We start from the raw sequence: 722 nt of genomic DNA, 5'->3' as shown, positions 1-722 counted from the left end.
TAATTTCGTCATTTTTTCACCCAAATTTGTATGCTTATCAGCATAACATTTCTTTCTTAATGGGTGGCCAAAATCACTGTACCACTACAAATGGCAAACATGTTGCGGCCTATCAAGTCTTCCTCATCACATATCATCAGCACTTGCGTAAAAATCGGCTCAATCTGTTCATGCATTTTAGCAACGAAGCCTGCTATTGATGTGTAATGCGGCTGGATATCTCCCGACACACTCATAAATAAAATGTTCGTCTCACACGCTTTAGCAATTCGACGGCTACTGATCAAACCATGTGCATAGCCCAGTAAAATAATCTTTAGCATTACCGAAGGTGGATACGCCGCCGCGCCCGTTTTGTCATTGTTGTACCACGCGTCAAACCCCGATAAATCGAGTTTATTTTCGACAATATAACAAAGGGCATACTCAAAAGTGCCAGGCAGAATTTGCTCAGCGAAATTGATAGGAATGAATTTATTTTGACAGGATAAGTCAGGCTTGTAGTTAGCCATAACAGTTTACCGTGGGTGAATAATATCTATTAGATCACAGCGAACAGATGGATTCAAGGTTAAAAAGCAACCAATCAAGAATAGTTGGATACGTTCCTAAAAAGAGTAATTCTACAGCCTCAACGAGCCTGTAGATTAACTCGTTTTTTATTTGTTTTTATTGATAAACAAACCATAGCTGAGTTCCTATTTTGGTTCAATCGATTACTG

At 39.1% G+C, this 722-nt stretch carries 1 protein-coding gene; it reads right to left on the bottom strand.

Features of this window, described 5'->3' with window-relative positions; translation table 11 throughout:
- Positions 1 to 56: 56 nt before the first annotated feature.
- Positions 57 to 512, bottom strand: a complete 456-nt coding sequence (locus GQR54_RS19445; RefSeq protein ID WP_166379713.1) for a transposase — start codon at positions 510 to 512, stop codon at positions 57 to 59.
- Positions 513 to 722: the final 210 nt, after the last annotated feature.

The sequence above is a fragment of the Pseudoalteromonas sp. Z9A4 genome, from assembly GCF_011378845.1.
Lineage (GTDB): Bacteria > Pseudomonadota > Gammaproteobacteria > Enterobacterales > Alteromonadaceae > Pseudoalteromonas > Pseudoalteromonas arctica.
This window is presented reverse-complemented; position numbering and strand designations above follow the sequence as displayed.

Coding starts and splice junctions, on each gene's coding strand:
- GQR54_RS19445 (WP_166379713.1), bottom strand. CDS start 512: ATGGCTAACTACAAGCCTGACTTATCCTGTCAAAATAAATTCATTCCT.